We start from the raw sequence: 25451 nt of genomic DNA, 5'->3' as shown, positions 1-25451 counted from the left end.
GCACTAACCGGACGACCCTCCGGTTAGTGCTGTAGTGTGGGCCACATGCCTGGCTCGATCCTGGGAACCTCCGTCCGCCGCGTCGAGGACGCCGACCTGATCACCGGTGCGAGCACCTTCGTCGGCAACCTGGTCCACGGTGCCGACGCACCGGCGGGCCTGGCCCACGTGGCGTTCGTCCGCTCGCCGGTGGCGCACGCGCTGCTCACCGGCATCGACACCACCGAGGCCGCGGCCGCGCCCGGCGTCCTCGCCGTGTACACCGCGGCCGACCTCGACCTGCCCGCCCATCACGGCCTGATGGTCCTCAACCCCGCGCTGCCGCGCCCGCCGCTGGCGACCGACCGGGTGCGGTTCGTCGGCGAGGCGGTGGCGCTGGTCGTCGCCGAGAGCCGCGCCGCCGCCGTCGACGCCACCGAGCTCGTCGAGGTCGACTACGACCCGCTGCCCGCGGTCACCGACATCGAGGCCGCGCTCGCCGACGACGCCCCGCTGCAGTTCCCCGACCAGGGCAGCAACCTGGCCGCGGGCGAGCGGGGGACCGGCGACCCGCTCGACGGCGCCGAGGTCGTCGTCCGCGCGCGGATGGTGAACCAGCGCGTCGCGGCCGTCCCGATGGAGGGCAACGCGATCGTCGCCGACCCCACCACCACCGACTTCCCGCTCACCGTGCACGTCTCCACCCAGATGCCGCACGGCTTCCGCACCCAGCTCGCCGGACTGACCGGACTGGAGACCGACCAGGTCCGGGTGATCGCCCCGCACGTCGGCGGCGGGTTCGGAGCGAAGGCCGGTGTGCTCGCCGAGCACACCGCGACCGTCGTCGCCGCCCGGGCGCTGGGGCGGCCGCTGGCCTGGGTCGAGACCCGCTCGGAGAACCTCGTCTCGATGCCGCACGGCCGCGGCCAGGTCGGCTACTACGAGCTCGGCCTCACCCGCGACGGCCGGATGACCGGCCTGCGCGTGCGGGTCGTCGGGGACTCCGGGGCCTACGCGGGCTTCGGCGGCGCGCTGCCGCTGCGCACCACCTACCTCATGGCGACCGGCGTCTACGACATCACGAACCTGCGCTACGACGCCGTCTCCGCGCTGACCAACACCACCCCGATGGGCGCCTTCCGCGGCGCGGGACGCCCCGAGGCCGCCGCCCACCTGGAGCGCCTGGTCGACGTCGCCGCCGCCGAGCTGGGCATCGACCCGGTCGAGCTGCGCCGGCGCAACCTGCTCGCGCCCGACGTCTTCCCGTACACGACCCCGACCGGCGCCCGCTACGACGTCGGCGACTACGACCTGCCGCTGCGCGAGGCCCTGCGCATCGCCGGCTACGACGAGCTGCGCGCCGAGCAGGCCCGCCGCCGCGAGGCGGGCGACCCGGTGCGCCTGGGCATCGGCATCGCGGTCTACGTCGAGGTCACCGCCGGGGGCGGGGGCGGCGAGTACGGCTCGGTGACCGTGCACGACGACGGCTCGGCGACGGTGTCGGCCGGCACCTCGGCCCACGGGCAGGGGCACGCGACGTCGTTCGCGATGCTGGTGTCGGACCGGCTCGGGATCCCGATGGACCGGATCCGCTACGTCCAGTCCGACACCGCGCTCGTCCCGCGCGGCGCCGGGACCGGCGGCTCGCGGTCGCTGCAGCTCGGCGGGACCGCGGTGTCCGAGGCCGCGCACGAGCTGTACGAGCGGGCCCGCAAGCTCGCCGCACACCTGCTGGAGGCCGCCGCGGAGGACGTCGAGATCACCGACGACGGCACCTTCGGCGTCGCCGGTGTGCCGGGCGGCCCGACCGCGACCTGGAGCGACGTGCACCGCCAGGCCGCCGCGACGGGGGAGGAGCTGCACGTCGGGCTCGACTCCGCGCAGGACGGCGCGACCTTCCCGTTCGGGGCGCACCTGTCGGTCGTCGAGGTCGACACCGACACCGGCCGGGTCACGCCGCGCCGGCACGTCGCCGTCGACGACTGCGGGCGGATCCTGAACCCGCTGCTCGTCGAGGGCCAGCAGCACGGCGGGCTCGCCCAGGGCGTCGCGCAGGCGCTGCACGAGGAGGTCCTGTTCGACGACGAGGGCCAGCCCCTGACCTCCAGCCTCGCCGCGTACACGATCCCGACCGCGGCCGACCTGTTCTCCTTCGAGACCGCGACGACCGAGACCCCGACCCCGCTGAACTCGCTCGGCGCCAAGGGCATCGGCGAGTCCGCGACGATCGGGTCGACCCCGGCGGTGCAGAACGCCGTGGTCGACGCGCTGTCCGACCTGGGTGTGCGGCACATCGACCTGCCCTGCACCCCCGAGCGGGTCTGGCGGGCGGTCGCCGCGGCCCGCGCCGGGGCGCCGGAGCAGGCGTGGCGTGAGCCGCCCGCGGTCTTCGACGACCTGCCGGTGCGGGGCGGTGGCGCCGAGGACGACGCGGCGATCTGACCCCGGGGCCGGTCGCGGCGGGGCGCGGACGGACCGTGCCGGCGCGGCGGGTGCGGTTCCCCGACGGGTGCCCCGCCGTCCCCGGGGCGGCGGAGCGGGGATCGCGCCCCGTCCACGGGTGTCGCCCGTACGGGTGACTTCCGCCTGTCGACCGGCCGGGACGCGCGGTAACCCACCCCCTGACTGTTCCGCGCGTCCCCGGTGGCGCAGACTCTGCGCCGGACCGCAACCGATACCGGGAGGCACCCGCACGATGAGGCTCGCGACGATCCGGACCGCGACCGGGCACCGGGCGGTGCGCGTCGACGGCGACACCGCCGTCGAGACGGGGGAGGCCGACGTGCGGGCGCTGCTGGAGCGCCCCGACTGGGCCGAGCACGCCGCGGGCGCGGCGGGCCCGGTGCACGAGACCGCGGGCCTGGACTACGCGCCGCTGGTGCCGTCGCCCGAGAAGATCATCTGCATCGGGCTGAACTACCGCGACCACGTGCTCGAGATGGGCAACGAGCTGCCCGAGTACCCCACGGTCTTCGGCAAGTTCGCGCCCGCCCTGATCGGCGCCCACGACGAGATCGAGCTGCCCGAGCAGTCCGACCGCGTGGACTACGAGGCGGAGCTGGCCATCGTGATCGGGCGTTCGGTCCGGCGCGCCGACCGCGAGGCGGCGACGGCCGCCATCGCCGGGTACACCGTGCTCAACGACGTGTCGATGCGCGACTACCAGCGGCGCACCAAGCAGTTCCTGCAGGGCAAGACCTGGGAGCACTCCACGCCGCTCGGGCCGGTGCTGGTCACCCCCGACGAGCTGCCCGCCGACCCGGCCGCCGGTGGCGCGCTGCGGATCTCCTCGGAGCTGTCCGGGGAGACCATGCAGGACTCCACGACCGACCAGCTCGTGTTCGGCGCGGTGGACCTGGTCGTCTACCTGTCGGAGATCCTCACGCTCAACCCGGGCGACGTCATCGCCACCGGCACCCCGGGCGGCGTCGGCGACGCGCGCACGCCCCCGCGCTACCTCACCGACGGCGCCGAGATCGTCACCGCGGTGGAGGGGATCGGCGAGTGCCGCAACGTGTGCCGGGCGGTGCGGTGAGCCTCGCACGCACCCCCGGTGACGGCCGCGCCGTCGTCCCGCCGCCGGTGGGCGACGCGCTGGCCTGGGCCGGTGACGGCCAGGCCCACCTGCGCGGGCTGATGACCCGGATGGCCGGTGAGGCGTTCCGCGCCCCGTCGGCGCTGCCGGGCTGGACCCGCGCGCACGTGCTCACCCACCTGGCCCGCAACGCCGATGCCATGGTGAACCTGCTGACCTGGGCGCGGACCGGCGTCGAGACCCCGGCCTACCCCGATCCCGCGTCCCGCGACGCCGACATCGAGGCCGGTGCCGGGCGCAGCTCCGACGAGATCCGCGCCGACGTCGTCGCCGCCTCCGACCGGCTCGCCGACGCGGTCCGGGCGATGCCGGAGAAGGCCTGGTCGGCGACCGTGCGCAACCCGCAGGGCGTCGAGATGCCGGTGACGGCGGTGCCCTGGAACCGGGCCCGCGAGGTGTGGATCCACGCCGTCGACCTCGACGTCGGCGCCTCGTTCAAGGACCTGCCGATCCCGATGCGGGAGGTTCTGGTCGCCGACGTGGTCGCGCGGCTGGAGCGCAAGCCAGGCTGCCCGCACGTGCGCCTGGAGGAGGTCCGCACCGGCGCGACGCTGGAGTTCGGGCCGGGGCCCGCCGGGCCGGACGGCGCCGAGCCGCGCGACCTCGGCACGGTCCGCGGCAAGGCGCACGACATCATCGCCTGGCTGCTCGGCCGCCCGTTCGACAAGGGCCTGCGCGACGCCGACGGGAAGCTCCCGCCGCCGCTACCGGTCTGGCTCTGACCCCGGCTCCGCCGCGGGCCGGTCGCGGCCCTCGAGCGCGTCCAGGCGGGCGGTGGCCCGGCCGAGCTGGCGGGCCATCTCGTCGAGCCGGGCCTGCAGCAGCGCCATCTCCGCGGTGAGCACGGCGACCGCGCCCGCCGCGGCGACCGGGTCGCCGATCAGGCCGTCGGCCGCCTCGGTGCCGTGCGGGTCGGGGTGCTCGGCGAACCTCGCCGCGTCGTCGGGCGTGGTCAGCGGGCCCGCCGCGACGTCGTCGGGCAGCAGGGTGAGCTCGGCCAGCTCGGCGAAGCGCTGCGCCGACAGCACCGGGCGCGCCCCGGCGCACCGCAGGCACACCGGTTCCAGCCGGCGCCAGCCGTGCTGCCCGGAGCCGGTGTCGGCCAGCACCGCGACCCGCGCCCCGCAGCGGCAGGGCCGCATCCGGATCGTGCGCACCCGCTGCCGGGCGTAGCGCAGGCCCAGCTCGTAGCGGCGGAACCGGCCGGAGACGGCCACCTCGAGCAGGATCGCGCCCTGGTGCTCGGGCGCGCACGCCAGCTCGCGGGCGTCGTCGGCGGTGTGGAAGCAGTAGAACCCGCAGTCGCACCACCGCGACGGGCAGGCGTGCCGGCAACCGTGCGCGCACACCGCGTCGTCGACGGTGCGGTAGACGTGCGCCCGCCCGAGCGTCACACCGCTGAAGCCCGCCGTCGTGCCGTCCGCGGACAGCATCGGGAACGCCAGCTTGTGGCCCTCCAACGGGCCGGTCGGGTACTCCAGCGGGGTCCGGCGGAACAGCCCGCGCACCCGGTCAGTCCTCGCGGGACCCCGAGTGCGCCGGCTGCTCGACGGCCGGCGTCCACTCGGTGAACTCGGGCTCGACGGTGCGCGCCGGGCGCGGGCGCTCCTGGGCGTCGGCCACCCGGTCGGCCTCGTGGTCCACGGCGAATCCCTCGGAGATCTTGCGGCCCAGCCTCATGACGCCTCCCGTGTGCTCCGGGTCCCGGCCACCTGGTGGACGTGGCCGCCGTCACCAGGCTGACCGTTCGTCGCGGGGTTGTCCAGGGCGGAACGGGTGAGGAGGGGCCGGGGACGGATCACAGCCGGCGCCCGGCCCGGCCTCGGTAACGTCCTGTGCCAGGACGGGGACCGGGGGTGGTCGATGCGGGGCGAGGCGCGCTACGGGCTCGAGCACGAGCTCGCGCTGCTGCGGGACGACGGGACGGTGGCCGACCACCGGTCGCTGACCCACGCCCAGGTCGCGGCGGTCGTCGACGAGCTCCCGGAGCTGCCCGGGGACCAGTCGGACCTGCGGATCGGCGACGCCGGCATCCGCCGCAAGCGCTGGTACGCCGAGGGCTACGAGCGTCTCGACGATGACGGCGGGCTGCTCCGGTTCGAGCCCAAGGGCATCGAGATCCGGACCCGCGTGCACGACTCGGTCCAGGCCGCCGTCGACGCGCTGGCCGCCGACGCGGTCACCCTGGCCGCGGTGGCCGCCCGGCACGGGCTGCGCCCCGTCGCGTTCGCCCACCACCCGCAGCTGTCGGCCTACCGGCTGGACCCGCCGCCGAACGCCCACGAGCGGGCGCTGATGGCGGCCTCGCCGGAGGAGCGGACCTCGCACCTGCACATGGTGACCTGGGGGCCGGACCTGAACCTGTCGTTCCCCGAGTCGGGCACCGACCCCGCCGTGCTGGCCGACGCGGCGGCGAAGCTGACCTTCTACAGCCCCTACCTGGTGCCGTGGTCGTTCTCCTCGCCGTTCCGCGACGGCGGTGTCTGGGGCGGGCTGTCGGCACGCACCGCGCGTCGCACCGGGGCGCGCCCGGCGGCGCTGGCCTACCTGCCGCCCGACGCCCCGCTGATGGCGACCGACCCCAGCCTGGTGCGGCACGCGGGCATCCCCGGGGAGGTGGGGCGGATCGAGTTCAAGGCGTTCGACGCCGTCCCGGTGGTCGCGGGGGAGGAACCCGCCGACGGTGTGGGCACCGACCTGCCCGCGGCGCTGCTGAGCCTGCTGACCGGCCTGCTGCGCGACGACACGCTGCCCGGCCGGCGTCGGACCCCGGACGCGGCGGCGCACCGCCGCTCGGCGCTGCGGGGCTGGGCGGACCCGGCGGTGCGGGCGGGGTCGCAGGCCGTCCTCGACGCCGCGACCGCCGCGCTGGCCGGCGACGACGCCCACGGCGCGCGGCTGGCGTCGCTGGCCCGGCGGCTGGCGCGCCGCGAGACCCCCGCGGACCGGATGCTGGCCCGCCACCGCGCGGGCGGCGGCATCCCGGGGCTCGGGCACCCGGCGACGCGCGCCACCGACTGACCGGCGGGGCCCCGGCGACGCGCGCCGGGGCCCCGGTCCGGCTCAGCGGTAGCTGTGCTCCTCGGCGGGGTACTCGCCGTGCGCCACGTCGGCGGCGAACGCGGCCGCCGCGTCGTGCAGGGCCGAGCCGAGCTCCGCGTACTTCTTGACGAAGCGCGGCACCTTCCCGCGGTTCATCCCGGCCATGTCCGACCAGACGAGGACCTGGGCGTCGCAGTCGGGCCCGGCGCCGATGCCGACGGTCGGGATGCGCAGCTCCCCGGTCACCCGCTTGGCGACGTCGGCGGGCACCATCTCCAGCACGACGGCGAACGCGCCCGCCTCCTGCACGGCCAGCGCGTCCTCGACGAGCCGGTCGGCGGCGTCGCCGCGACCCTGGATGCGGAACCCGCCCAGCGCGTGCTCGCTCTGCGGGGTGAACCCGAGGTGGCCCATCACCGGCACGCCGGACGCGGTGAGCGCCTCGACCTGCGGCGCGAACCGCGCACCGCCCTCGAGCTTGACCGCGTGCGCCCCGCCCTCCTTCATGAACCGGAACGCCGTCTCCTGCGCCTGCGCGGGGGAGATCTGGTAGCTGCCGAACGGCAGGTCGGCGACGACGAGCGCGCTGCGGGCGCCGCGCACCACGGCCCGGGTCAGCGGGACCAGGTCGTCGACCGTGACCGGGATGGTGTTGTCGTGGCCGAACACGTTGTTGCCCGCGGAGTCGCCGACGAGCAGCACCGGGATGCCGGCGTCGTCGAAGATCTCGGCGGAGTAGACGTCGTAGGCGGTCAGCATGGGCCAGCGCCGGCCCTCCTGCTTCCACTGCAGCAGGTGGTGGACGCGGGTCCGCTTCGGCGGGGTCGCGGGCGCCCGGTACGGGGCCGCCACCTCTCCGCTCTCCTGTGTGCTCACCGGTGAGCTCCTTCCGTGCCTCGAGGCCCACGCTGGTCGTGGGTCCCCGGGTTCGCCGTCGATGGCGGACGCCAGGGTGGCAGCGCACGGGCCCGGACCGCCCCGTGGTGTGGGCACCCTCACCCGGGCCGTGACCCGCGACCGGTCACCGTCGGGGGTCGGTGGCATGCTCACGGTCATGCTCCCTCGGCTGTTGCGACCACGTGCCCACCGACGAGAGACACCGGGGGCGGCCCGCCGGCGGACGCGTCCGGCCGCGCTCGCCGTGCTCGGCGCGGCGACCCTCGTCCTGGTCGGCGCGTGCGCCGACGCGGGCACCGGTGACCAGCCGCAGGCCGCGCAGAACCCGCCGGAGCTCGCGCAGTTCTACGACCAGCAGCTGCAGTGGGGCGCCTGCGCGGACTACGCCCCCACCGCGGACGACGCGCAGACCTACGCCGACCCGCAGTTCGACTGCACCCGGGTGACCGTCCCGCAGGACTACGCCCAGCCCGGCGACGGCAAGACCATGCAGATTGCGCTGCTGCGCAAGAAGGCGACCGGCGCGAAGATCGGCTCGCTGTTCGCCGACCCGGGCGGCCCCGGCGCCTCGGGCACCTCGTTCGTCGCGCGCCAGGCCGCCACCTGGGCCACCAACGGCCTGGGGGACCGGTTCGACCTGGTCGGGTTCGACCCGCGCGGCACCGGCGCCAGCATGCCGCGGATCCAGTGCCTCACCGACAAGGAGAACGACGAGGAGCGCACGAAGGTCTTCGCCGACCCCTCGCCCGCCGGGGTCGCCGCCGCCGAGGCCGACAGCCGCCAGTTCGCCGAGCGCTGCACCCAGCGCACCGGGGCCGACGTGCTGGCGAACGTCGGCACCCGTGACGTCGCGAAGGACATGGACGTCATGAGGGCCGCCGTCGGCGACCAGAAGATGACCTACGCCGGCTTCTCCTACGGCACCGAGCTCGGCACCGCCTACGCCGAGGCGTTCCCGCAGAACGTCCGCGCGCTGCTGCTCGACGGCGCGATCGACCCGACGCAGTCGACCATCGACTCCACGGTCAAGCAGAACGCCGGGTTCCAGCTCGCGTTCGACAACTTCGCCAAGGACTGCACCAGCCGCCCCGGCTGCCCGCTGGGCACCGACCCGGCGAAGGCGACCCAGGCGTTCCAGGCGGTCATGCGGCCACTGATCGACACGCCCGCGAAGGTCGGCGACGGGCGCGTCCTGAGCTTCTCCGACGCCCAGACCGGCGTCAGCCAGGCGCTCTACGTCTCCCAGCTGTGGCCCGCCCTGCAGCGCGGGATCTCGCAGGTCGCGAACGGCAACGGCGACCTGCTGATGCGCCTGGCCGACCTCTACTACGAGCGTGACGACCAGGGCCGCTACTCGAACATGCTGCAGGCCTTCCAGTCGATCAGCTGCGTGAACCAGCCGGCGCTCAAGGAGCCGTCGGAGGCCCTGGAGCTGGCGACGCGGGCCGACGAGGCCGCCCCGTTCCGCTCCACCGGCCGCGGCCCGGTCGGTGCCCGCGACGCGTGCGCGTTCTGGCCGGTCCCGCCCACCAGCGAGCCGCACACGCCGAAGGTCGACGGGCTCCCGCCGGTCGTCGTGGTGTCGGTCACCGGTGACCCGGCCACGCCGTACCAGGCCGGGGTCGACCTGGCCCAGCAGCTGAACGGCAGCCTGATCAAGGTCAACGGCAACCAGCACACCGCGTCGCTGCAGGGTGACGCGTGCACCGACAAGCTCGCGATCGACTATCTGGTGAACCTCACGCTCCCGCCGCAGGGCGCGGAGTGCACGCTCTCGCCGAGCTGAGGGCCGTCGCCGGGGCTGTGCGGGCGACCACGACCGGGTCGCCCGCACACCCCGGTAACTTCCGCGTAACACGGGGTTCCTAGGCTCCGCCGCATGGACCGCCAGCAGGAGTTCGTGCTCCGCACGCTCGAGGAACGCGACATCCGTTTCGTCCGTCTCTGGTTCACGGACGTGCTCGGATACCTCAAGTCGGTGGCGGTGGCCCCGGCCGAGCTGGAGGGCGCCTTCGCCGAGGGCATCGGCTTCGACGGCTCGGCCATCGAGGGCTTCGCCCGCGTCTACGAGTCCGACATGGTCGCCAAGCCCGACCCGTCGACGTTCCAGGTGCTGCCCTGGGAGACCGCCTCGGGCGAGCACTACTCGGCGCGGATGTTCTGCGACATCGCCATGCCCGACGGGTCGCCGTCCTGGGCCGACCCGCGGCACGTGCTGACCCGCGCGCTGAACAAGGCGGGCGAGGCCGGGTTCACCTGCTACGTGCACCCGGAGATCGAGTTCTACCTGCTGCGCGACCTGCCCGGCGACGGCACCCGGCCCATCCCGGCGGACTCCGGCGGCTACTTCGACCAGGCCAGCCACGACGTCGCCCCGCACTTCCGGCGCAACACCATCGAGACGCTGGAGTCGATGGGCATCTCGGTGGAGTTCTCCCACCACGAGGGCGGCCCCGGCCAGCAGGAGATCGACCTGCGCTACGCCGACGCCCTGACCATGGCCGACAACCTCATGACGTTCCGCTACGTCGTGAAGGAGGTCGCGCTCACCCAGGGCGTGCGGGCCTCGTTCATGCCCAAGCCGTTCTCCGAGCACCCCGGCTCGGCCATGCACACGCACTTCTCGCTGTTCGAGGGCGACCACAACGCCTTCCACGACCCGGACGACCCCTACGAGCTGTCCGCGACCGGCAAGGCGTTCGTCGCCGGCGTGCTCAAGCACGCCCGGGAGATCACCGCCGTCACCAACCAGTGGGTCAACTCCTACAAGCGCCTCATCACCGGCGGCGAGGCCCCGACGGCGGTGTCCTGGGGCCACGCGAACCGCTCCGCGCTGGTCCGGGTCCCGATGTACTCGCCGGGCAAGTCGTCGTCGCGGCGGGTGGAGGTCCGCACGCTGGACTCCTCGTGCAACCCCTACCTCGCCTACGCGGTCATCCTGGGCGCCGGCCTCACCGGCATCCAGAAGGGCTACGAGCTGCCCCCGCCCACCGAGGACGACGTGTGGGCCCTGACCGACACCGAGCGCCGGGCGCTGGGCTACGAGCTGCTCCCGCAGAACCTCACCGAGGCCCTCGACGTCATGGAGAAGAGCGAGCTCGTCGCCGAGTACCTCGGCGAGCACGTGTTCGACTTCTTCCTGCGGAACAAGCGGGCCGAGTGGGACGCCTACCGCCGGAACGTGACGCCGCACGAGCTCGCGACGTATCTTCCCGTGCTGTGACCGACTTCTCGGACGAGATCATCCTGGGCCCGCTGCCGAAGGGCATCACGCGGGCCGGCGAGGGCCAGTACAAGCGGGTGTGGAACGTGCTGGGCCACACCTACTGGGCGAAGGCCGTCAGCGAGACCAGCTTCGCCTTCGAGACCCTCGACCCGCCCGGCACGGGCGTCCCGCCGCACGTGCACCCGACCCAGGACGAGCACATCCACGTCCTCGACGGCGTGTTCACGCTCTACCTGGACGGGCAGTGGGAGAAGGCCGGGCCGGGCGACACCGTCCTCATGCCCAAGGGCCTGCCGCACGCCTACTACAACAAGGAGCAGGGCAACGCCCGCGCGCTGTTCTGGGTCAGCCCGGCCGGCCGGCTGGCGTCGCTGTTCGACCGGCTGCACGACCTGACCGACCCGGCCGAGGTCGTGCGGCAGTCGGCGCTGCACGACGTCGACTTCCTGCCGCCGGGCAGCGTCCCCGGCGCCGACTAGCGGGTGTTGCCCGACGCGCGGTGGTAACCGGCGAAGATCTCCTCGAGCTCCTCGCCGGTGATCACCGCGTCGAGGTCGTCGAAGCCGTCGGGCGCGCGGCGCTCGACCTCGTCGATGACCCGTTCCGGGCCGCCCACGCGGTTGCGGAGCACGACGTCGGCGGTCATCGGCAGCCGCTCGGCCTCGTAGGCGGCCAGCGCCGCCGCCGGGTCGCCGCCCGCGGCCAGGTGTCGGGCGAGCGACTCGGCGTCGAGGATCGCCTGCCCGGCGCCGTTGGAGCCCATCGGGACCATCGGGTGCGCGGCGTCGCCGAGCAGGGTGACCCGCCCGTGCGACCAGCGCGGCAGCGGGTCCCGGTCGCACATCGGGAACTCGAAGATCTCCGGTGTCGCGGCGACCAGCGCGAGGTGGTCGACGTCGTCCAGGTGGAAGCGACGGGCGTGGGCGAGGGTCTCGTCGCGGTCGGCGGGCCGTGACCAGTCCTGGCGCTGCGGGGCGGGGTCGCCGTCGGCGCCGGTCGCGATGCACACCGCCCAGTTGGTGAGGACCGTCCCCGGCGCGCTGCCGGCGCCGACCGGGTAGACCACCAGCTTGGCCGCGTTCCCGCCCGCGACGACCATCGAGCGGCCCCCGCGGAACGCCGGCCAGTCCGTCGCGCCGCGCCACATCGACACCCCGTTCCAGTGCGGCGGTCCCTCGCCGGGGAACAGACCGGCCCGCACGGCGGAGTGGATGCCGTCCGCGCCGACCAGCACGTCGCCGGTCGCCTCCGGCAGGGCGTCGTCGGCGAAGCGGACCCGGACACCCCCGTCGGAGTGCTCGACGGCGGCGACCCGGTGCCGGGTGCGGATCGCCTCGGGCCCCAGCCGTGCGCGCACGGCGTCGGTGAGCGTCCGGTGCACCCGGCCGCGGCGCCCGGCGACCTGCGGGAACGCGAAGCCGGCCGCCACCCCGCAGGGCCTGCGCAGGATCGGCTGCCCGAGCCGGTGGGCGTAGGTGAGGTCGGTGGTCGCGATGCCGACGTCGGCCAGCTCCGCGGACAGGCCGAGCCCGTCGAGCACCCGCACGGCGTGCGGGAGCAGGTTGAACCCGACACCGAGCTCACCCGCGCCGGACCCCTGCTCGTAGACCGTGGACCCGATCCCGGCCCGCTCCAGGGCCAGGGCCGTGGTCAGTCCTCCGATACCTCCACCGACGATCACGACGTGCATGCCCCGAGCCTGACCGCTGAACGCCCCTGAGGGAAGGGCGGCCCGCGATGGGGCAGGATCACCGGTCATGGACCGTCGCACGGGGACCTCGCTCGCCCGGCTCGGCCTCACCGGTGAGGACGCGGCCACGACCCTGCGCGGTCTGGGCTGGTGGGCGGCCGACGGGCCGGCGCCCGGCTGCGAGGAGATCATGTGGGCGCTGGCCCGCAGCCCCGACCAGTCCCTCGCCCTGCGGGCGGTCGAGCGGCTGGCGCAGACCGCCCCGTGGCCCGCGATCGACCGGGCGCTGCGCACCGACCGCGGGCTGCGGGGGCGCCTGTTCGCGACCCTGGGGTCGTCGACGGCGCTGGGCGACCACCTCGTCGGCCACCCGGACCGCTGGCCGCTGCTGGCCGACACCGCCGAGCGCGGTGACCCGCCGCCGGACCTGGCCCGGCGCACCGCGAACCTGCTGCGCGCGGTCGGGGCCGACCCGGCCGCGCCGCCGCCGGGGACGGCCGGGGGAGCGCGGGCGACGCTGACCGGCGCCGAGGCCGTCGCCGCGCTGCGCACGGCCTACCGCGACGAGCTGCTCGGCCTCGCCTCGGCCGACCTGGCCGCCGTCGGGGACCCGGGGCTGCCGGTGATGGAGGTCGACGACGTCGCCGCCCAGCTCGCCGACCTCGCCGAGGCCGCGCTGTCGGCCTCGCTGGCGGTGGCCGCGGCCGAGCAGGACCCGCCCGAGGAGCTGCGGCTCGCGATCATCGGTCTGGGCAAGTGCGGCGGCCGGGAGCTCAACTACGTCTCCGACGTCGACGTCGTGTTCGTCGCCGAGCCCGGCGGGGAGCTCACCCAGGCCGCGACGAAGCTCGCGTCACGGGTCATGCGCATCGCGGGGGAGGCCTGCTTCGAGGTCGACGCGAACCTGCGCCCCGAGGGCCGTCAGGGTGCGCTGGTGCGGACCCTGGACGGGCACGTGTCCTACTACAAGCGGTGGGCGAAGACCTGGGAGTTCCAGGCGCTGCTCAAGGCCCGTCCGATCGCCGGGGACCCGGTGCTGGGCCGCTTCTACATCGACGCACTCGACCCGATGGTGTGGCAGGCCTGCACCCGCGACGACTTCGTCAGCGACGTGCAGGCCATGCGCGCCCGGGTCATCGAGAACATCCCCTCCGAGCAGCGCGAACGCGAGCTGAAGCTCGGCCGCGGCGGGCTGCGCGACGTCGAGTTCGCCGTCCAGCTGCTGCAGCTGGTGCACGGCCGGGGCGACGACACCCTGCACTCGGGCAACACCCTGGTCGCGCTGGCCGCGCTGTCGGAGAGCGGCTACGTCGGCCGCGACGACGGCGCCAACCTCGCCGCGTCCTACCGGTTCCTGCGCCTGCTGGAGCACCGGCTGCAGCTGCAGAAGCTGCGCCGCACCCACCTGCTCCCGGCCGCCGACGACACCGACGGGCTGCGCTGGCTCGCCCGGGCCGCGCGGATCCGCCCGGACGGGCGCCGCGACGTCGTCGGGGTGCTGGTCGACGAGTGGCAGCGCAACGCGCGCCGCGTCACCCGGCTGCACGAGAAGCTGTTCTACCGGCCGCTGCTGTCGGCGGTGTCCCGGCTGGCCGCCGACGGCGCCGACGCCGTGCTGTCCCCGGAGGCGGCGAAGGCCCGGATGAAGGCGCTGGGCTGGGCGTCGCCGGAGGGGGCGCTCGGGCACCTGCGGGCGCTCACCGGCGGGGTGTCGCGGGCCGCGTCGATCCAGCGGGCGCTGCTGCCGGTGCTGCTGGACTCGCTGTCGCGCAGCCCCGACCCCGACCGCGGCCTGCTCGCCTACCGGCGGGTGTCCGAGGCGCTCGCCGACACCCCCTGGTACCTGCGGCTGCTGCGCGACGAGGGCGCGGTCGCGCAGCGGCTGATGACGCTGCTCGGCACGTCGGCGCTGGTCCCGGACCTGCTGGCCCGCGCGCCGGAGGTGCTGCGGATGCTCGCCACCTCCTCGGGGGTGCAGAGCCCGGAGCTGACCCGGGACCCGGCCGAGGTGTCGATGGCGCTGCGCACCACCGTCGCCCGGCAGAGCACGCCGGAGGCCGCGGTGGCGTCGGCGCGGTCCTACCGCCGGCACGAGATGCTGCGGATCGCCTGCGCCGACCTGCTCGGCCTGCTGCCCGTCGACGCGGTGTGCACGGCGCTGAACTCGGTGAACGAGGCGGTGCTGGCCGCGACCCTGGACGCGGTGCTGCGCGCGGAGTCCGAGCGCCCGGCCGTCCTGTCGGTGATCGGGATGGGCCGCCTCGGCGGCGGCGAGTCCAGCTACGGCAGCGACGCCGACGTCATGTTCGTCTGCAGGCCCGCCGAGGGCGTCGACGACCACACCGCGGTGCGGTGGGCGACGCGGGTCGTGGAACGGGTGCGGCGGCTGCTCGGCTCACCCAGCCCGGATCCGGAGCTGCCGGTCGACGCGGACCTGCGCCCGGAGGGCCGGTCCGGGCCGATGGTGCGCACCCTGGCCTCCTACCGCGAGTACTACGCCCGCTGGGGCGAGGTGTGGGAGGCCCAGGCGCTGCTGCGGGCCCGCCCGATCGCGGGGGACCGGACGCTGGGCCGCGAGTTCACCGCGCTGATCGACCCGATCCGCTACCCGGCCGACGGCGTGTCGGCGGCCTCGGTGTCGGAGATCCGCCGGATCAAGGCCCGGGTCGACGCCGAGCGCCTGCCCCGCGGCGCGGACCGCACCACCCACACCAAGCTCGGCCTGGGCGGGCTGGCCGACGTCGAGTGGACGGTGCAGCTGCTGCAGCTCCAGCATGCGGGCGACATCCCCGAGCTGCGCACCCCGTCGACGCTGCACGGGCTGCACGAGGCCGCGGAGGCCGGGCTGATCAGCGCCGGGGACGCCGCCGAGCTGGAGGAGGGCTGGCGCACCGCGACCGCGGCCCGCAACGCGATCATGCTGGTCAAGGGCAAGCCCGGCGACCAGCTCCCGCGTTCGGGGCGGGAACTGGCCGCCGTCGCCGTCGCGCTCGGGTACCCGGCGGGCGGCGACCCGGGGGAGTTCCTCGACGACTACAAGCGCGTCACGCGGCGGGCCCGCGCGGTCGTCGAGCGGGTGTTCTACGGCTGGTCCGAGGACTGACCGGCCGGTGCCGACCGGAGCGCCGCGGCGAACCACTCGAACGCCGGGACCGCGGGCTCCCGGGCCGGCCAGCCGTTGAGCACCCCGAGCAGCGTCCAGTAGCGCTCGACGCGACGGTCGGCGAACAGCTCGACGCTGTCCGCGGTCCGGGCGCGGGCCGCCGCGTCCTGCCCCTCGACGCCGGGGATGCGGGCGAGGACCCGGGCCGCCTCCGGGCTCGCCGGGTCGACGCCCGCGGCGAGCGCGGCCCCGGCGTGCTCGGCCACCGCGGCCGGGTCGGCCTGCTGCTCCCGGTGCTCAGGAGCGGTGGCGCCGGCGACGGCCATCTCCCGGCACCGGGCCCGGAACCCCGGGTCGGCGACGAGCTCGGCCAGCTCCACCCAGGCCCCCACCTGCTCGGGGGTCGGGTCGTCGGGGAGCTCGGCGGGCATCGACCGCATGCCGGTGGCGATGCCCGCGCCCGGCGCGTCGTCGTCGATGCCGGCGAAGGTCTCGGTCACGAAGTCGTCGATCAGGTGCTGCCGCTGGGCCGCGGACAGCCGGGCCAGGTCGTTCATCAGGGTCACGCTCCGCTCGTCGGGCAGGGTGTCACCGGCCCCGGTGCGGGCCAGCAACGCGCACACCGCGCGCTGCGCCCGCAGCTCCCGGATCCGGTCGTCCAGGGCCCGGACGTGTGCCGCCGCGATCTCGCCGACCCCCCGTCGGCGGGACAGCACGGCGCGCACGTCGTCCAGACCCAGGCCGAGCTCGCGCAGGGTGCGCACGAGGTCGAGCCGGGCGACCGCGGCCGGTCCGTAGACCCGGTGGCCCGCGCCGTTGCGGTCGGCGGGGACGAGCCCCTCGTCCGACCAGAAGCGGAGCGTGCGCACGGCGACCTCGCTGCGCCGGGCGAGCTGCCCGATCGTCAGCGTGACAGGGTGATCATCGGTACGCGGTGCGGTCACGGGGTACAGCGTCGGGTGTTCCAGCGGCTGGAGGTCAAGTGCGAATCGGTTTCGGGATCCCGCAGTTCGGTGCGGCCGCGGCCCACGTGGACGGGACGATGTGCTTCGCGGCGGGCGCCGAGGAGCGCGGCGCGGCGAGCCTGTGGACCGGCGACCGGCTGCTGGTGGCCGTCGACCCGACGGTCGGCTACGGCGGCGGGCCCGGCGGCCCGGGCAGCGTGCCCGAGCAGTTCACCGCCGCGCACGACCCGCTGGCGCTGCTGACCGCGGCGGCCGCCGTCACCGCGCGGGTGCAGCTCGGCACCAGCACGCTCAACGCGCCCTGGTACCCGGCGGCGCTGCTGGCCCGGCAGGCGGCGACGATCGACAACCTGTCCGGTGGGCGGCTGCTGCTCGGCCTCGGCATCGGCTGGTCGCCCGAGGAGTACGACGCCGTGGGCGTCCCGATGGGCGAGCGCGGCGCCCGGCTCGACGAGACCCTCGACCTGTTCGACGCCTGGTGGCACGACGACCCGGTGGAGTTCACCGGCCGGTTCGCGAGTGTCGCACCGTCGTACGTGCACGCCCGGCCGCACCACGTGCCGGTCTACCTGGGCGGGTTCAGCCCCCGGGCGCGCCGGCGGATCGCGGAACGGGCCGACGGGTTCCTGCCGGTCGTCACCTCCGACGTCACCGACCTCGACGCCGCGGTCTCCGCGCCCTGGGCGGACCTGCGTGCCGCCGCGGCCGAGGCGGGCCGCCCCGCCGACGCGATCGGCGCGGTGCTGCGGGTCAACCCGAAGCCGGGGGAGACCGCCGCCGACGCGGCCGCGCTGGTGCGCCGGGCCGCCGCCGACACCGACGTCGACCACACCTTCGTCGACCTCATGTACCTGGCCGACGACACCGACTCGGCGCTGGAGGCGGTCGAGGAGATCCTCGGCGCGGGGTGACCGGACCCCGCTGGTTCACTGGGGTCCGTGGCAGACCTCGACGTGATCACCCGCGGGTACGAGCTCGTCGCGGCCCGGCCGGCGTCGCTGCTGGCCGCGCTGCTGGCTTTGGCGGTCGTGGCGTGGCGGCCGACCTGGCGGCTGACGCGCACCGCGGTCACGATCGCCCACGAGGGCGGGCACGCACTCGTCGCGGTGCTGGTCGGGCGGGGCCTGGCCGGGATCCGGCTGCACGCCGACTCCTCCGGCGTCACGCACTCCACCGGCGCCGGGCGCGGGCCCGGCGTGGTCGCGATGTTCTTCGCCGGCTACGTCTTCCCGCCGCTGCTCGGCCTCGGCGGTGCGGTGCTGGTCGCGGCGGACGAGGCGCAGGTGATGCTGTGGATCGCGGTGGTCCTGCTCGCCGCGACGCTGCTGCAGATCCGCAACCTCTACGGCGGCCTGGCCGTCGTCGCGACCGGGGCGGTGCTCGTTCTCGTCGCGCTGCGCGCCCCGGCCGACCTGCGGACCGGGTTCGCCGCCGCGCTGACCTGGTTCCTGCTGTTCGGCGGGGTGAAGGCCTGCCTGGAGCTGCGCCGGGGTCGTCGCGGGGGCAGGCTGCGCCACTCCGACGCCGACCGGCTCGCCGAGCTCACCCCGCTCGGCGGCGGGGCGTGGGCGGCACTGTTCGTCCTCGTCGCGTTCGCGGCGACGCTCGCCGCCTGCTGGGTCGTGTTCGCCCCCGGTGGGGCACCGGCCTGACAGCATGGGGTCATGGCAGAGGACTTCAACACCAGGGTGATCCGCGAGTTCCGGGAGAACGACGGCCGGGTCGGCGAGCCGTTCACCGGCCTGCCGATGATCCTCGTCCACCACGTCGGCGCGAAGAGCGGCGCCGAGCGGATCGCGCCGCTGCGCTGGTTCGCCGACGGTGACCGCTGGGTCGTCGTCGCCTCCGCGGCGGGCGCCCCGCGTCACCCCGCCTGGTTCCACAACCTGATGGCGAACCCGGACGTCACCGCCGAGATCGCCGACGGCGAGGGCGGGGTCGAGACCGTCCCGGTGCACGCGAGCGAGCTCGACGACGCCGACCGCGACCGCATCTGGACCTGGATCAAGGAGAACAACGGCGGCTTCGCCGACTACGAGCGCAAGACCGACCGTAGGATCCCGCTGGTGGGCCTCACCCGGCGCTGACCGCCGTCCTGCCCGCTGCGTGAGGCCGGGGTGGGCATGGGCGCCGCGGTGATGGCAGGGTTCGGGCCATGACGATCTCCCTCGAGCAGGCCCAGACCATCGCCGCCGCTGCCCTGGCCCACGGCACCGAGCAGGGCTTCAACCCGCTCACGGTCGCGGTGCTCGACCCGGGCGGTGCGATCGTCGCCCTGGCCCGCCAGGACGGCTCGGGCTTCCTGCGCCCCGACCTCGCCGTCGCCAAGGCCAGCGGTGTGCTCGCCCTCGGCATGACCAACCGCGCGATCGCCGCCCGGGCCGCGGACTCCCCGGAGTTCTTCACCTCGGTGGCGAACCTCGCCGGCGGCAAGATCCTCTCCGTGCCCGGCGGGGTCTTCGTCAAGGACGCGGCCGGCGCGCTGCTCGGCGCCGTCGGGGTGACCGGCGACGCGTCGCTCAACGACGAGGCCGCCGCCCTCGCGGGGATCGAGGCCGCCGGTCTGGTCGCGGTCACCGGCGCCGAGTAGTCCCGACGCCCCGGAATGTGCCGCACCCCCGGGCGACGAGGTCAGCCCGGGGGCGCGGAGGGGACACGATCCTGCCGCCGAGGAAGGACCGTGCACGTTCGTGGTCGCGCCGCAGGGCGCAGGGTGACGCAGAGGGTCGCGCGTGGCCGGTGCCGTTCCTTGGACACCCGGGCGGTGTCACCGAGCGGAGTGGCCGGGCCGGTGTGGCCCTCACTCCGTGTGACCTGGAACACGGTAGCTCTGAGTCAAGCATTCGCGTCCCACCCCTGTCAACGAATCCGCGGACGCGGTCGGTGAGATGATGTCTGCACCGATTCCGCGTCCGGGATGCTCCGAGCGGACCTGACCCTGAGCGGGGGTCGCATCCGTCCGCCGTGACCGCCTCGTGACGCGCGCGCATCCGGGAAGACCCCGACCGTGCGAACTCCGGCACCTGATGGTGGGGCAGGGGTGTTCTGCGATGTTTCCGTGACCGGCAGTGGTTAGCGTCGTCGGCGTTGTACTCGACACCGGGTTCCGTGTGGTCCGGTCGGCCGTACGTCGGCTGCCGGTCGGGCGGTCCTTTAGGTGCCGGTCGGCGCAGTCGGGCCGGGTCGATGTTCTCCCGTCTTTCGATCGCGTCCGAACGGTGACCATTCGGGACGTTTCGTTGTGAGTCCCACGGGTCACTCGGTGTCAGCCTGGTCCGGTACCCCGGGCTGCTGCTCGTCCATACGCCGCACAGAGGAGACATCCCCATGCTCTGGACCATTCTCATCGCGATCGTCGTCGGTCTCATCGCCGGCTTCCTCGCCCGCGCCATCGTTCCGGGTAACGACAAGATGGGTATTCTTCCCACCATCGTTCTCGGTATCGTCGGTTCGCTCGTCGGTGGCCTGCTCTGGTCGCTGATCTCCGGTGGTGGTACCGCGCAGTTCATGAGCTTCTCGTTCGGCGGCATCATCGGTTCGGTGATCGGTGCGATCATCGTTCTGGTCATCTACAACGCCATCACCGGTCGCAAGAAGGTCGGCCGCTGACGCAGCGGTAGTCTCAGCGAGACCATAGCGCCGCCCCGTCCCTTCGGACGGGGCGGCGCTGTCGTGCGCGCCCCTCTCGGATCTACGACGAAACAGCGCTGCCCGACAGCCCCAACAGCAACGCGGTGCCTGCCTGTCGCCCGGACGGCCGCTCCACGCCCCCGCACCGCCGGCCTGTGGGCCCGGCCCGAGGGAGCGCGGGGTCCGTCGGGGAGACTGGGGCCAGTGACCCGCCTTCCCGATCTGGAGTTCTCGATGCCGCAAGGGACCGTCCGCTGGTTCGACGCCGAACGGGGTTTCGGCTTCCTCGCACCCGAGGACGGCTCGCCGGACGTGTTCGTGCACGCGTCGGAGATCGTCGGGGGCGGCGGCGCGCCGGTGCTCCGCGAGGGCCAGGTCGTCGAGTTCGAGGTCGGCGAGAACGACCGCGGACCCCAGGCGCTGCGGGTGCGCGTCACGGCGGAGGCTGCCGAGAGCGCCCTGGGCCTGCTCGGCACCGTCAACTGGTACGAGCCGGGGAAGGGGTACGGCTTCGCGTCCCCGGACGGCGGCGGCGCCGACATCTTCGTGCACAGCTCCGCCATCGTGACCGGCGGCGTGGTCACCGAGGGACAGCGGGTGGCCTTCCTGGTCGTCGAGGGCGAGCGCGGTCCGCAGGCCGGGCACGTGATCCCGCTGGGAGCGGGGGCAGGCCTGCCCGCCACCGACGACACCGCGGACGACGCCGACGGCACGGTGGCCTGGTACGACGAGGACAAGGGCTTCGGCTTCGTCACCCCCGACTCCGGCGGCGAGGACGTCTTCGTCCACGCCCGGGCCCTGGCCGAGGGGCTGACGTGGCTCGCGGAGGGCGACCGCATCGCCTACGAGGTGACCGACGGGGACCGGGGCCCGCAGGCCCGTGACGTGCACCTGGTCCGCAGCGGTGAGCCCCCGGCGCCGAAGCGGCCGGCACCCGCCGCGGCCTCGGGGCCGGCGTCGCGCGAGGTGCCCGCACGCGGTGGCGAGGGCGTCGTCGTGCGCTACGACGAGGACCGCGGCTTCGGCTTCATCGCCCCGGACGCCGGCGGCGACGACCTCTTCGTCCACGTGTCGGTGATCGCGGGGTCGGAGCCGCTGCAGAAGGGCGACCGCGTCCGCTACGCGGTGCGTCAGAGCGACCGGGGCCCGCAGGCCGACCGCGTCGAACGCCTCTGACGCGAGCCCGGGGTCCCCGGCCGGGCCCCGTGGGAGAACGACGAACGGCGGCCGACCCGACAGGCATCCTGCCGGGTCGACCGCCGTCATCCCGCCGACCCGACGGTCAGCGGCACGTCTCGATCAGACGTCGTAGTACAGGGCGAACTCGTACGGGTGCGGGCGCAGCCGCAGCGGGTCGATCTCGTTCTCCCGCTTGTAGGAGATCCAGGTCTCGATCAGGTCCGGGGTGAACACGCCACCCTCGAGCAGGTAGTCGTGGTCCTGCTCCAGCTTGTCGATGACCGCACCGAGCGAGGCCGGGACCTGCGCGATGTCCTTGGCCTCCTCCGGCGGGAGCTCGTAGAGGTCCTTGTCGATCGGCGCCGGCGGCTCGATCTTGTTCTTGATGCCGTCGAGGCCGGCCATCAGGATCGCCGAGAAGGCGAGGTACGGGTTGCCGGACGAGTCGGGGCAGCGGAACTCGACGCGCTTGGCCTTCGGGCTGTCACCGGTCAGCGGGATGCGGATGCAGGCCGAGCGGTTGCGCGCGGAGTAGACCAGGTTGACCGGCGCCTCGAAGCCCGGGACCAGGCGGTGGTAGGAGTTCACCGTCGGGTTGGTGAACGCCAGCAGCGACGGCGCGTGGTGCAGCAGGCCGCCGATGTAGTAGCGGGCGGTGTCGGACAGGCCGCCGTAGCCGGACTCGTCGTGGAAGAGCGGCTGCCCGTCCTTCCACAGCGACGAGTGCACGTGCATGCCCGAGCCGTTGTCGCCGAACAGCGGCTTCGGCATGAAGGTCGCGGTCTTGCCGTTCTGCCACGCGACGTTCTTCACCAGGTACTTGAAGAGCATGACGTCGTCGGCCGCACGCAGCAGCGTGTCGAACTTGTAGTTGATCTCGGCCTGGCCCGCGGTGCCGACCTCGTGGTGCTCGCGCTCCACCTCGAAGCCCGACGCCTGCATCGCGGTGACGATGTCGGCGCGCAGGTCGGCGTAGTGGTCGACCGGCGGGACGGGGAAGTAGCCGCCCTTGTAGTTGACCTTGTAGCCCAGGTTGCCACCGACCTCCTCGCGGCCGGTGTTCCACCAGCCCTCCGCGGAGTCGATGTGGTGGTAGGCCTGGTGCGGGTCGGTGCCGAACCGGATCGAGTCGAAGACGTAGAACTCGGCCTCGGGCGCCATGTACGCGGTGTCGGCGATGCCGGACGCGGCCAGGTACTCCTGGGCCTTGCGTGCGACGTTCCGCGGGTCCCGGGAGTAGGGCTCACCGGTGATCGGGTCGTGCACGAAGAAGTTGATGTTCAGCGTCTTGTGCTTGCGGAACGGGTCGAGACGGGCGGTCGTCGTGTCCGGGTGCAGCGCCATGTCGGACTCGTTGATCGCCTGGAAACCGCGGACGGAGGAGCCGTCGAAGGCGGCACCGTTCTCCAGGAGGTCGCCGGCCGTCTTGGCGGGGACGGTGAGGTGCTGCATGACGCCGGGCAGGTCGCAGAACCTGATGTCGACGTACTCGACCTTCTCGTCCGAGATGTACTTGAGTACCTCTTCGGCGTTGCTGAACACTCTCTGGGCTCCTTCATTCGCTGGTGGAGATCGTGGGTGACGGTAGGAGTGGCGTGTTGCTCACCCATCACTCACCTGTTTCACCGACGTTAACTGACCCGACCGCGACATCGATCACGTTCGTCATCGGTGTCCGGTCCGGTCCCGCTCGGTGGTGCGGCTACGGCGCCTACGCTAGAGAGCATGGCCCGTTGGATCGAGTCCTGGCTCCCCGGTTCATCCGCCGGAGGCTCCGCCCCGGCCGGACACCCCGGCGAGCGTCTCGGGCTGCCGGCGACCGGCCACTACTCCGTCGCCGGGTTCGGCCGCCGGGTCGCCGGCGTCTGCCTCGACTGGTTCCTGTCCTACCTGCTGGTGCTGCTGGTCGCCGGGGTCGACGCGCTCGGCACCCCGGAGTTCAGCTGGTGGGTCCTCGGGACCTGGTTCGTGATCACCGCGCTGTCCGTGTCGGTGCTCGGCACGGCGCCGGGGCACCTCGCGCTGGGGATGCGGGTCGCGCGCACCGACATGGCGACCCACGTCGGCGTGCCGCGGGCGCTGCTGCGCACCGCGATGATCGCGGTGGTGCTGCCGCCGTTCCTGCGCGACACCGACGGCCGCGGCTGGCACGACCGCGCGAGCCGCACGGTCGTGGTGCGGGTGCTGCGGGGCTGAGGCCCGGCGGCTCAGGCGCTCGCCGGCGGGGCGCCCAGGACCGACGCCCGGGTGCCGGCCAGGTGCACCCGCAGCACGGCCACGGCGCCCTGGCGGTCCCGGGCGCGCAGCCCGGCGAGCAGCTGCCGGTGCTCGGAGACCAGGCGCTCGGCCCGGCCGGGGAAGCGGCCACCGAGGGCGCCCATGTTCATCCGCAGCTGCCGGTCGCGCAGCGTCCCGTAGACCTCCAGCAGGATGCTGCGGCACCCGGCCCGTACCAGCACGGTGTGGAACTGGCGGTCGGCCTCGACGAAGGCGAGCTCGTCGCGCGCGGCCACGGCGGCGAGCTGGTCGTCGATCGCGGCGTCCATCGCGGCGGCGATGTGCTCCAGGGTCTCGTCGTCGACCCCCACGACGGTGGCGATCGCGTGCGACTCGATGACGTCGCGCGCCTCGACGACGGCGTCCACCTCACCGGGGGAGACCGGCACCACGAGCGCGCCGCGCTTGGGATAGAGCTTCAGCAGTCCCTCGGCCTGCAGCTGCAGGAACGCCTCGCGGACCGGTGTGCGGCTCAGCGCCAGCGGCCGCGCGACCTGACCCTCGCTGATCAGCTCGCCCGCGGGCAGGGAGCCGTCGAGGATCCCGGCCTTGGCGAACCGGTACGCCCGTTCGGTGGCGCTACCGCTCGCCCGTGACCCGTCGTCCACGTCCGAATGATGCCTGATCACGTCCGGCCCGGGTTCGCGAGGCTTGCCCACCCCGGCCGACATCCCTACCGTTCCCCTCCAGGAACGCGACATAGATGCAAGATGGATACCGGGAGGACCGGGTGATCCTCACTCACGGTGCGGTGCAGGACCGGGGTGTGACGACGCTGCTCGACGACCTCGTCCGGCGCACGACCAGCAGGCTGGGCGGTGGTGGCGGCACCGTCGCGTTGCTGGGCGACCCGGCGCCGGTCGTGCACCGGGATCCGCTGCCCCCGGTCGAGGACGTCCTGGCCCGTCTGGTCCGGGAGCCCCGCACCCTCCTTGTGGAGGGGGACGGTCCTGGCGCACCGGACGTGCTCGGAACCCCCCTCTGGTGGGACGACGAACTCCTCGGAGCCTGTGCTTTCGGCGGGGGTGGATCCTTCCGTGATTCCGACGTCGCCGCGGTCGAGGGATTCGCCGAGCAGGCTGCCGTCGCGGTGATGGCGGCCCGGCTGCTCGCCGACGTCCCGGCGGTCGCGACCGCCCCCGCCGCGCCGCAGCTGCTGCCGGAGCTGCGGGCCGAGCTGGACCGTGCGCTGCGCGCTCTCGGTGCCCGCGGCGGCGTGGTCACCCTGGGTACCGAGCGGGTGCCGGACCCGGTCGTCGCGACCGGGGTGCACGAGGTCGCGCGGCTGCTGCTCGACAACGCGGTGCTGCACTCCGGTGCGTGCACGCTGCGGGTGGGGCTGGCGTTCGAGGCGGGCACGGTCCGCCTGCTCGTCGAGGACGACGGCCGCGGTTTCGACCCCGTCACCGCGCCCCGGTCCGGGCTGGACCGGGTCGAGTCCACCGTGCGCGCGGCGGGCGGCCGGCTGGAGATCGACAGCGTCCCCGGGTGGGGGACACGTGTGCGGGCCTGCTGGCCCGACCCGCCCACCCCGTACACGGCGGGTTCGCTCGTGCTGCCGCCCACCGGCCTGCAGCCGGCCCGCGGCCAGCACACGCTCACCCTGCGGGAGCGGGAGGTCCGCGCACTCGTCGAGCAGGGGCTGGCGGACAAGCAGATCGCCACCCGGCTGGCCATCTCGGTCAAGACGGTGGAGAAGCACGTCGGTGCGGTGCTGCGGAAGACCGGCGCCCGCAACCGGACCATGCTCGCCCGCTTCGGCGCGGGCAACTGAGCGACGGCACTCCGGCCCGCACGCTTGACGGCGTGGCCGCCGTCGCCGCAGCCGGCCGGCCGGGCCACCCGGTCGACGCCGCTGCGGCGACCGA

23 protein-coding genes are annotated in these 25451 nt (G+C 74.3%); 16 read left to right on the top strand and 7 right to left on the bottom strand.

Translation table 11 applies throughout. From position 1 onward, the window contains the following. Positions 1 to 45: 45 nt before the first annotated feature. The 3 genes from DMP17_RS35730 (at position 46) to DMP17_RS35720 (ending at position 4296) form a co-directional block, all read left to right on the top strand. Entirely contained in the window at positions 46 to 2421 is a 2376-nt protein-coding gene (locus DMP17_RS35730) for a xanthine dehydrogenase family protein molybdopterin-binding subunit (protein WP_226357719.1), read from the top strand. Between the two features lie 253 nt (positions 2422 to 2674). Next, a complete protein-coding gene (locus DMP17_RS35725) occupies positions 2675 to 3514 on the top strand; it encodes a fumarylacetoacetate hydrolase family protein (protein WP_226357718.1) in 840 nt (279 codons plus the stop codon). Continuing rightward, positions 3511 to 4296: a maleylpyruvate isomerase family mycothiol-dependent enzyme gene (locus DMP17_RS35720; RefSeq protein WP_226357717.1), complete on the top strand. Its 786-nt coding sequence runs from the start codon at positions 3511 to 3513 to the stop codon at positions 4294 to 4296. The genes DMP17_RS35725 and DMP17_RS35720 overlap by 4 nt, the downstream gene beginning before the upstream one ends. On the opposite strand, the gene DMP17_RS35715 is transcribed toward DMP17_RS35720, so the two are convergent. Together DMP17_RS35715 and DMP17_RS35710 are read right to left on the bottom strand one after the other, a co-directional pair. Continuing rightward, positions 4279 to 5082, bottom strand: coding sequence for a hypothetical protein (locus DMP17_RS35715; RefSeq protein ID WP_337831844.1), 804 nt, complete (start codon positions 5080 to 5082; stop codon positions 4279 to 4281). The two genes, DMP17_RS35720 and DMP17_RS35715, sit on opposite strands and share 18 nt — an antisense overlap. A 4-nt stretch (positions 5083 to 5086) precedes the next feature. Next, positions 5087 to 5254: a hypothetical protein gene (locus DMP17_RS35710; protein WP_208822403.1), complete on the bottom strand. Its 168-nt coding sequence runs from the start codon at positions 5252 to 5254 to the stop codon at positions 5087 to 5089. 183 nt (positions 5255 to 5437) lie between these two features. Here DMP17_RS35710 and DMP17_RS35705 point away from each other — a divergent pair, with 183 nt between their 5' ends. Beyond that, positions 5438 to 6595 carry a glutamate-cysteine ligase family protein gene (locus tag DMP17_RS35705; RefSeq protein WP_226366170.1) on the top strand — a complete coding sequence of 386 codons (1158 nt, stop codon included), beginning with the start codon at positions 5438 to 5440 and terminating at the stop codon, positions 6593 to 6595. A gap of 42 nt (positions 6596 to 6637) precedes the next feature. Here the strand turns inward: DMP17_RS35705 and panB are convergent, their stop codons facing one another. Beyond that, positions 6638 to 7492 carry a 3-methyl-2-oxobutanoate hydroxymethyltransferase gene (gene panB / locus DMP17_RS35700; RefSeq protein ID WP_224402110.1) on the bottom strand — a complete coding sequence of 285 codons (855 nt, stop codon included), beginning with the start codon at positions 7490 to 7492 and terminating at the stop codon, positions 6638 to 6640. Positions 7493 to 7670: 178 nt separating this feature from the next. Here panB and DMP17_RS35695 point away from each other — a divergent pair, with 178 nt between their 5' ends. The 3 genes from DMP17_RS35695 to DMP17_RS35685 all read left to right on the top strand — a co-directional run bounded on the left by DMP17_RS35695 (position 7671) and on the right by DMP17_RS35685 (position 11218). Next, positions 7671 to 9299 carry an alpha/beta hydrolase gene (locus tag DMP17_RS35695; protein ID WP_226357713.1) on the top strand — a complete coding sequence of 543 codons (1629 nt, stop codon included), beginning with the start codon at positions 7671 to 7673 and terminating at the stop codon, positions 9297 to 9299. Between the two features lie 93 nt (positions 9300 to 9392). Then, entirely contained in the window at positions 9393 to 10736 is a 1344-nt protein-coding gene (gene glnA, locus DMP17_RS35690) for a type I glutamate--ammonia ligase (RefSeq protein WP_226357712.1), read from the top strand. Next, entirely contained in the window at positions 10733 to 11218 is a 486-nt protein-coding gene (locus DMP17_RS35685) for a cupin domain-containing protein (protein ID WP_226357711.1), read from the top strand. Before glnA (DMP17_RS35690) ends, DMP17_RS35685 begins: the two co-directional genes overlap by 4 nt. Here the strand turns inward: DMP17_RS35685 and DMP17_RS35680 are convergent. Beyond that, on the bottom strand, positions 11215 to 12429 hold the full coding sequence (locus tag DMP17_RS35680; protein ID WP_337831843.1) for an FAD-dependent monooxygenase: 1215 nt from the start codon (positions 12427 to 12429) through the stop codon (positions 11215 to 11217). The genes DMP17_RS35685 and DMP17_RS35680 overlap by 4 nt on opposite strands. Positions 12430 to 12496: 67 nt before the next feature. On the opposite strand from DMP17_RS35680, the gene DMP17_RS35675 reads away from it, so the two are divergent. After that, positions 12497 to 15532: a bifunctional [glutamine synthetase] adenylyltransferase/[glutamine synthetase]-adenylyl-L-tyrosine phosphorylase gene (locus DMP17_RS35675; RefSeq protein WP_337831842.1), complete on the top strand. Its 3036-nt coding sequence runs from the start codon at positions 12497 to 12499 to the stop codon at positions 15530 to 15532. On the opposite strand, the gene DMP17_RS35670 is transcribed toward DMP17_RS35675, so the two are convergent. Continuing rightward, positions 15511 to 16476, bottom strand: coding sequence for a MerR family transcriptional regulator (locus DMP17_RS35670; RefSeq protein WP_337831841.1), 966 nt, complete (start codon positions 16474 to 16476; stop codon positions 15511 to 15513). The two genes, DMP17_RS35675 and DMP17_RS35670, sit on opposite strands and share 22 nt — an antisense overlap. A 38-nt stretch (positions 16477 to 16514) precedes the next feature. Between DMP17_RS35670 and DMP17_RS35665 the strand changes: the two genes are divergently transcribed. From DMP17_RS35665 to DMP17_RS46540, 6 genes are all read left to right on the top strand, one after another. After that, positions 16515 to 17408, top strand: coding sequence for a TIGR03619 family F420-dependent LLM class oxidoreductase (locus DMP17_RS35665; RefSeq protein ID WP_337831840.1), 894 nt, complete (start codon positions 16515 to 16517; stop codon positions 17406 to 17408). 27 nt (positions 17409 to 17435) lie between these two features. Continuing rightward, entirely contained in the window at positions 17436 to 18149 is a 714-nt protein-coding gene (locus DMP17_RS35660) for a M50 family metallopeptidase (protein WP_226357707.1), read from the top strand. A 12-nt stretch (positions 18150 to 18161) separates the two neighbouring features. Then, complete coding sequence (locus DMP17_RS35655) at positions 18162 to 18584, top strand: nitroreductase/quinone reductase family protein (RefSeq protein WP_226366165.1); 423 nt, start codon at positions 18162 to 18164, stop codon at positions 18582 to 18584. Positions 18585 to 18652: 68 nt separating this feature from the next. Further along, positions 18653 to 19087 (top strand): GlcG/HbpS family heme-binding protein, encoded by a 435-nt coding sequence (locus DMP17_RS35650; RefSeq protein ID WP_073574172.1) that lies wholly within the window; start codon positions 18653 to 18655, stop codon positions 19085 to 19087. Positions 19088 to 19824: 737 nt separating this feature from the next. Next, entirely contained in the window at positions 19825 to 20106 is a 282-nt protein-coding gene (locus DMP17_RS35645; RefSeq protein WP_337831839.1) for a GlsB/YeaQ/YmgE family stress response membrane protein, read from the top strand. A 255-nt stretch (positions 20107 to 20361) separates the two neighbouring features. Further along, positions 20362 to 21303, top strand: a complete 942-nt coding sequence (locus tag DMP17_RS46540; RefSeq protein WP_443217990.1) for a cold-shock protein — start codon at positions 20362 to 20364, stop codon at positions 21301 to 21303. A 123-nt stretch (positions 21304 to 21426) separates the two neighbouring features. Here DMP17_RS46540 and glnA (DMP17_RS35625) read toward each other — a convergent pair whose 3' ends face one another. After that, positions 21427 to 22848: a type I glutamate--ammonia ligase gene (gene glnA / locus DMP17_RS35625; protein WP_062395988.1), complete on the bottom strand. Its 1422-nt coding sequence runs from the start codon at positions 22846 to 22848 to the stop codon at positions 21427 to 21429. A gap of 183 nt (positions 22849 to 23031) precedes the next feature. Between glnA (DMP17_RS35625) and DMP17_RS35620 the strand changes: the two genes are divergently transcribed. Continuing rightward, the gene (locus DMP17_RS35620) at positions 23032 to 23502 is read left to right on the top strand and encodes an RDD family protein (protein ID WP_226357705.1); all 471 of its coding nucleotides are present in this window, start codon (positions 23032 to 23034) and stop codon (positions 23500 to 23502) included. 11 nt (positions 23503 to 23513) lie between these two features. Here the strand turns inward: DMP17_RS35620 and DMP17_RS35615 are convergent, their stop codons facing one another. Next, complete coding sequence (locus tag DMP17_RS35615) at positions 23514 to 24191, bottom strand: GntR family transcriptional regulator (protein ID WP_226357704.1); 678 nt, start codon at positions 24189 to 24191, stop codon at positions 23514 to 23516. Positions 24192 to 24313: 122 nt separating this feature from the next. Here DMP17_RS35615 and DMP17_RS35610 point away from each other — a divergent pair, with 122 nt between their 5' ends. Beyond that, complete coding sequence (locus DMP17_RS35610; protein ID WP_308253129.1) at positions 24314 to 25357, top strand: LuxR C-terminal-related transcriptional regulator; 1044 nt, start codon at positions 24314 to 24316, stop codon at positions 25355 to 25357. Positions 25358 to 25451 lie beyond the last annotated feature (94 nt).

Source organism: Pseudonocardia sp. TMWB2A (assembly GCF_017312135.1).
The sequence above is the reverse complement of the archived record's forward strand: the minus strand, read 5'-3'. Positions and strand labels throughout refer to the sequence as shown.

Coding starts and splice junctions, on each gene's coding strand:
- DMP17_RS46540 (WP_443217990.1), top strand. CDS start 20,362: ATGCCGCAAGGGACCGTCCGCTGGTTCGACGCCGAACGGGGTTTCGGC.
- DMP17_RS35710 (WP_208822403.1), bottom strand. CDS start 5,254: ATGAGGCTGGGCCGCAAGATCTCCGAGGGATTCGCCGTGGACCACGAG.
- DMP17_RS35645 (WP_337831839.1), top strand. CDS start 19,825: ATGCTCTGGACCATTCTCATCGCGATCGTCGTCGGTCTCATCGCCGGC.
- DMP17_RS35675 (WP_337831842.1), top strand. CDS start 12,497: ATGGACCGTCGCACGGGGACCTCGCTCGCCCGGCTCGGCCTCACCGGT.
- DMP17_RS35650 (WP_073574172.1), top strand. CDS start 18,653: ATGACGATCTCCCTCGAGCAGGCCCAGACCATCGCCGCCGCTGCCCTG.
- DMP17_RS35695 (WP_226357713.1), top strand. CDS start 7,671: ATGCTCCCTCGGCTGTTGCGACCACGTGCCCACCGACGAGAGACACCG.
- DMP17_RS35730 (WP_226357719.1), top strand. CDS start 46: ATGCCTGGCTCGATCCTGGGAACCTCCGTCCGCCGCGTCGAGGACGCC.
- DMP17_RS35620 (WP_226357705.1), top strand. CDS start 23,032: ATGGCCCGTTGGATCGAGTCCTGGCTCCCCGGTTCATCCGCCGGAGGC.
- DMP17_RS35680 (WP_337831843.1), bottom strand. CDS start 12,429: ATGCACGTCGTGATCGTCGGTGGAGGTATCGGAGGACTGACCACGGCC.
- DMP17_RS35725 (WP_226357718.1), top strand. CDS start 2,675: ATGAGGCTCGCGACGATCCGGACCGCGACCGGGCACCGGGCGGTGCGC.
- DMP17_RS35655 (WP_226366165.1), top strand. CDS start 18,162: ATGGCAGAGGACTTCAACACCAGGGTGATCCGCGAGTTCCGGGAGAAC.
- glnA (WP_226357712.1), top strand. CDS start 9,393: ATGGACCGCCAGCAGGAGTTCGTGCTCCGCACGCTCGAGGAACGCGAC.
- DMP17_RS35705 (WP_226366170.1), top strand. CDS start 5,438: ATGCGGGGCGAGGCGCGCTACGGGCTCGAGCACGAGCTCGCGCTGCTG.